5 protein-coding genes and 1 pseudogene are annotated in these 5,805 nt (G+C 35.0%); all 6 read right to left on the minus strand.

Going from position 1 to position 5,805, the window contains the following annotated elements; genetic code table 11:
* Positions 1 to 33: 33 nt before the first annotated feature.
* On the minus strand, positions 34 to 1,200 hold the full coding sequence (locus tag ABUA47_RS22550) for a glycosyltransferase (RefSeq protein WP_227187442.1): 1,167 nt from the start codon (positions 1,198 to 1,200) through the stop codon (positions 34 to 36).
* A 4-nt stretch (positions 1,201 to 1,204) separates the two neighbouring features.
* Entirely contained in the window at positions 1,205 to 2,641 is a 1,437-nt protein-coding gene (locus tag ABUA47_RS22555; RefSeq protein WP_087333028.1) for a lipopolysaccharide biosynthesis protein, read from the minus strand.
* An 8-nt stretch (positions 2,642 to 2,649) separates the two neighbouring features.
* Positions 2,650 to 3,801 carry a non-hydrolyzing UDP-N-acetylglucosamine 2-epimerase gene (gene wecB / locus ABUA47_RS22560; RefSeq protein WP_087333027.1) on the minus strand — a complete coding sequence of 384 codons (1,152 nt, stop codon included), beginning with the start codon at positions 3,799 to 3,801 and terminating at the stop codon, positions 2,650 to 2,652.
* Between the two features lie 15 nt (positions 3,802 to 3,816).
* The gene (gene wecC, locus ABUA47_RS22565) at positions 3,817 to 5,022 is read right to left on the minus strand and encodes a UDP-N-acetyl-D-mannosamine dehydrogenase (RefSeq protein WP_117713877.1); all 1,206 of its coding nucleotides are present in this window, start codon (positions 5,020 to 5,022) and stop codon (positions 3,817 to 3,819) included.
* 49 nt (positions 5,023 to 5,071) lie between these two features.
* A complete protein-coding gene (locus ABUA47_RS22570) occupies positions 5,072 to 5,554 on the minus strand; it encodes a UpxZ family transcription anti-terminator antagonist (protein ID WP_117713876.1) in 483 nt (160 codons plus the stop codon).
* Between the two features lie 45 nt (positions 5,555 to 5,599).
* A pseudogene (locus ABUA47_RS22575) lies at positions 5,600 to 5,805 on the minus strand (transcriptional regulator); the annotation flags it as partial.

Genomic DNA, 5,805 nt, shown 5'->3' on the forward strand with positions numbered 1-5,805 from the left:
GTGAAATGAAAAAACTTTTTATTTTATATAAAATCATAAAGTTGAGAATAAATCTATCCATTTATCTGTTACACTCTCAAGGGAAAAAGATTTTGTCATTTTTTTTGCTTCCTTTGCCAACTTAATCCGTAAATCAACATCCATCATCAACATCTCAAGTTTTGATATGTACTCTTCCTGTTTATAAGGAGTTATAGAAAACCCATTAACATTATTAATAATAAAATCATTGATTGACGAAAAACTTGCATAAGCAATAGGTATTGCACCGAAATACATTCCTTCTAACAATGACATACTTAATCCTTCTGATTCTGAAACGAGACATACAATACTAGCTTTTATGAGGTAAGGTACAACATTTTTTCTCCTCCCTATAAATGAAATATTCTGCAAATGCAATTTCTCAGCAATGTCCATATTATATGTTAAATCATCCCCATCTCCTATCAATTCTAGCCGCCAATCAGCATGTTTATACCATATTTTATCCCATATATACAACAACCGACTAACATGTTTATGGGACTCAACAATTCTTCCAACATAGACAATTTTCTTTTCTTTGTTAGCAAGGAACTCATCATCTATATTTATATCTTCAAAATTTACACAGTTGGGTATAACATAAATGGGCTTCACTATTTTGGGACAAAGTGCCTTAAAATCATTAATATGCGATGCAGAGAGTAATACAAATGCAGAAGAAAATGCTTCTGCAGCTTTTAGTCTATTAATATAAATGCTCTTAATCCTTTGTTTATACAATGATAAAAAAGTACGTTTTATTAATGGTTTGAAACCTTTTTGGGATATCTGATATTTCAAATCCTTAATTTCACCCAAAGGATCACTGTGTATAACAGACAGTACCTTATATTTTTTCTTATGCCTTAATGCAACATACAAAAATGTTGTAACATCGCGATATACCCCCTGATTAATGATGATATCAACTTTATCATCTTCCAATATCGTATGGAAATATTGAATATTAATATCACTCATCAAAACAGAAGATGGTAATGATAAATGATGAAAACGAAACGAATTCAAATTATCACATTCATTTAATGTCTGAATACAAGATAATACAGTAACGTTTAATCCTCTATCTAACAAAGATTCCGCTATTATCTTTGTAATAGATTGCACACCACCACAGGATGGGAAACTTCTTAATACAAATAAAACATTCATAAAATTATCTCTTCATTACCAATGACAATATTTGCTTCAAGAATTTACGTTCCACAAATAAGAAAATCAATAAAACTGAAACAGTAGAAAATAATTTCAATAGAAAAAGTCCAAACCGTGATTCAACACCAAGCCCCTCCAAACAATAATTTAAGAGTAACATTATTATTATAGAAATTAAAATGAAACGAACATTGTAAACAGATTGCTTAAATGAAATTCCTATTTTTTTATCAAGTAGATAAAAAATACCGGGATAATGTATATATAAAGCTAAACTCCTAACAACAACATAATAAAATAAACCATATTTAACAGAAAGCAATAAAAACGGTATTGCCACCAAAATACTTACACTTGTATTAACCGCAATTTCTTTAAAATATCCCTTAGACCTAACCCCCTCGATAAAAGCAGAATAAAAAGACTCAAGTCCCATAATCAGAAACATAATACCTAAAATTGATGATATTTCACTCCATGTGTTAGAAAAGAAGCAATCTGATATATAACTATTAAATATATATACAAATAATCCAAGACTTGCTCCCAATAAAAATACAACCTTTTGACTAAATAAAAGTGCCTCTCTTAACAGCTTTCCACTATTCTGGTAACGTGAGAAAGCACTGAATAACACAGGTAATATAGGAGTAAATAACAATCCGATTGCAGTATTAAACAAGGTTTTGGAAGTAGTATATAAGCCTAAATCATTTACAGATAAAAACTTTGATATCAAAAAAGTATCAAAGCATACTGGTATCCAAACACATATTTGCTCTATCGTATTCCATATTGATTTACCTATAACACGATAAATCATATGCCAATTAATGTATAATATCGGTTTCCATTTACTTTTAACCCATAATACCACAGTATTTAATAAAGAACCTGCAATAGTACTTAAAACTATGGCCCAATAGCCACCACCTGAAAAAGCGATAGGCAATGCTATCAATAATGGAGAACATATTGTTATAAGTCTTATATAAAATAAAAATCTAAAATCTAAATTTCTTTTTCTAATGGCATTTTGAACAGAACACAATGAGTACAACAATATTTGTACAGACATGACTTTTATCACAGAGTCTGATTGAGGCTGAGAATAAAATGATGCGAGTTCTTTTGAAAAAAGAAAAACCACCAAAAATAATATAATGCCAACAAATATATTTAGATAAAAAGCAGCATCATATAATTTTTGGATATTACCCTCATCATCTTCTGCTTGAATAAGAACTTTACTTGTCCCCATATCACTCACAACATAAATGAGTCCTAAAATTGTTGTAGCAACTGAAACAACTCCAAAATCCGATGGTGACAGTATATGAGTAAGTATTAAGAAAACAGCAGGGCTAATTATTTTTGCAATAATTTCAGCCAATACTGACCACAATGTCGCATTTAAAGTATCTTTCAAAAGTGGCATTACTCACATTATTTCAACGTATACACAATTCTACTACACGCCAGCCCATCCCCGTAAGGATTCACCGCCTTACTCATTCTTTCATAACATGCTTCATCATCCAACAAAACAGCAACTTCACCTATAATCTTATCATAATTTGTTCCTACTAATTTCACAGTTCCAGCTTCCAGCGCCTCTGGACGCTCTGTCGTATCACGCATCACAAGTACTGGCTTCCCAAGTCCGGGAGCTTCTTCCTGAATACCACCGCTATCTGTCAAAACTATAGCGGATTTCTCCATCAGATAAACAAAAGAAAGATACTCTAAAGCCTCTATGAAGAACATATTCCCTAAATTGGATAAATCTTTACCAAATACCTCATGAATTGGTTTACGAACATTGGGATTTAAATGCATCGGATAGACAAAATCAACATTTGGATATTTCTTTGTAAGAGTCTGAATAGCCCGACACATAGAAACAAATCCGTCACCGAAATTTTCACGACGATGACCTGTTATCAAGACTAATTTTTTTCCATCTAACAAGCGGTTGATGTCATAACCGGCAGTTTTCAAAATGCCTTTCAGCTCTTCATCAAACCTCTTATCACTCTTTATCTTATCTACAACCATGTAAAGTGCATCTATTACTGTATTACCTGTCACTATTATAGCTGATTCCTTTACACCTTCATCCAACAGATTCTGACGACTCAAAGGAGTTGGAGAGAAATGATAACTGGCAATACGCCCTGTTATCACTCGATTCATCTCCTCCGGCCAAGGGCTATATATATTATGAGTCCGAAGTCCCGCCTCTACATGTCCCACTGGAATCTGCTGATAAAAAGCAGCCAATGCCGAAGCCGTAGAAGTGGTTGTATCACCATGAACCAAAACAACATCTGGCTGTACCTCTTTCAAAACATCACGCATACCTATCAAAACACGAGCTGTCACATCATACAAATCCTGTCCTGGTTTCATAATATTCAAATCATAATCAGGAATGATTTCAAATATATGCAATACCTGATCAAGCATTTCGCGATGCTGACCGGTAACACATACGATTGTCTTGAACTCCTCCGGATATTTTTGAAATTCTTTCACCAGAGGAGCCATCTTTATGGCTTCGGGACGAGTCCCGAAAACCAACATAATCTTCTTCATGCTATAAGGTATTTATTATTTCTTGTAAATTCCGCAAAAGTCAAGAATTACTTTCCGATCATTATATGGCAGAGATTTAAATACAGAATGAGCAACCAGAAAAACGACGATATCAGCCTTCTCATAGGCTTCTTTATAATCTGTAAGTTTAAATACGTTGTGTTCCTGCACATTAGGTTCCACTACTAAAATATCTGCATTATTACAGCTTTGCATCACTTTAGTAGTAATATACTTGGCAGGAGCTTCACGCAAATCATCAATATCGGGTTTAAAAGCCAGCCCCATCATAGCAATAGTAGGTTTACGATGATATTCCAATTCAAACTTCAACATAGCATTCCGCACTTTCTCTGCACACCAGAATGCTTTATAGTTATTGATTTCACGAGCGGTAGATATGATTTTAGATTCCATAGGAAATTCAGCCGTAATGAAATAAGGATCAACCGCTATACAGTGTCCTCCAACACCACAACCAGGTTGAAGGATATTCACACGGGGATGCTTGTTCGCCAAGTTAATCAATTCCCAGACATTGATTCCTGCTTTATCACAAATCAGAGAGAGTTCATTGGCAAAAGCTATCTGTACATCACGGGAGGAGTTTTCTGTCAGTTTACACATTTCTGCCGTTTTACAATTAGTGCGATGGAGCGTTCCTTGTACAAACTTACTATAAAACTCAATAGCCCTATCTGTAGAAGCTTCATTCAGACCGCCAATGACCCGGTCATTATGAACTAACTCATAAATGACGTTCCCAGGAAGAACACGCTCCGGACAATAAGCAATATAAATTTTATCTCTCAATTCCGGACGTAATCCAAATATCAAATCACACATTTTATCAGTAGTACCTACCGGTGATGTAGATTCTATGACATACAAATCTCCCTCTTTCAACAAAGGAATTACGGCACGGGTAGCAGCTTCCACGTAAGAAATATCAGGCTCATGATTTCCCTTAAAAGGAGTAGGTACCACCATAAAATAGGCATCACTCACTTCTGGAGTTGTTGAAGCCTTCAACTGACCGATAGTAACGACTTCTTGAAGAAGCTCCTGCATACCTGGTTCAATGATATGCAACTTACCCTGATTAGTCATTTCTACAACTTTGGGATTAATATCAACCCCGATAATCTGAATTCCGTGTTTAGCAGCAATAATCGCAGTAGGCAGGCCAATATAACCCAACCCCATAAAACATGCTTTCATATCAATAAAAGTTATCTATTTTTTATGATTTCCTTATCACACCCAAATCCTATTCCACTTCCTCAAACGGATATGGATTTTCTTCGATATTTTTCAATTCTTCGATGATTACAGTTTGTTCCGAAGTCAAATTATCTTTGTTCCAACCTTCAATAATCGCATAGGCTTCTTGAAACAAGACCTCTTCATAAACCTCCCCATATGTATAAGTCAGTAGTCGGACTTTAAGTAAAGAAGCAGGCAACTGCTCCAAAACAAGACAAATCCGATTCAATACCATTTGTTTCTTTTGCTCCTTATCCCCATCATCATAAATGGTAGCATTATACCCCATCAAAAGAGCCAGACACAAATTCGCCTCCTCTTCAACATCGGAACTCTGAGCAGAAAAAAGAGAATCGGACTTAACAAGCACTTCCTTATTCAACCGGCAAAAAGTGTCGGAATAGACCGGCTCACCGTCCATACCAAGATACATCAGCTCATGAGCTGCATGCTGAAGCTCAAGAGCACGGGAAGTTAAATCATTCATTATTATGATATATGATTAAAATATAAGATTATACTTATTTAGAAGTCACCCGATTATTTTCAGATAGGATTTGGGGACTTTGACACTTGCAGTCAAAAGGTCTTTAATACGGATAACGACGTATGTTTTATTGGCTTCGATGGCAACCTCACCTTCAATACCGCTGAGTTCGCCTTTGATAACTTTTACTTTATGCCCAACAGTAAGAATTTCGCTAGTAAGGCTGACACCGTCCGGATTCAGATCCATCA

It is taken from the genome of Bacteroides sp. RTP31139st1_H2_RTP31139_211217, from assembly GCF_040227615.1.
Lineage (GTDB): Bacteria > Bacteroidota > Bacteroidia > Bacteroidales > Bacteroidaceae > Bacteroides > Bacteroides uniformis.

Bases quoted from the DNA above. Each gene is read 5' to 3' on its own strand.
- ABUA47_RS22570 (WP_117713876.1), bottom strand. From the start codon at position 5,554: ATGAATGATTTAACTTCCCGTGCTCTTGAGCTTCAGCATGCAGCTCAT.
- wecB (WP_087333027.1), bottom strand. From the start codon at position 3,801: ATGAAGAAGATTATGTTGGTTTTCGGGACTCGTCCCGAAGCCATAAAG.
- wecC (WP_117713877.1), bottom strand. From the start codon at position 5,022: ATGAAAGCATGTTTTATGGGGTTGGGTTATATTGGCCTGCCTACTGCG.
- ABUA47_RS22550 (WP_227187442.1), bottom strand. From the start codon at position 1,200: ATGAATGTTTTATTTGTATTAAGAAGTTTCCCATCCTGTGGTGGTGTG.
- ABUA47_RS22555 (WP_087333028.1), bottom strand. From the start codon at position 2,641: ATGCCACTTTTGAAAGATACTTTAAATGCGACATTGTGGTCAGTATTG.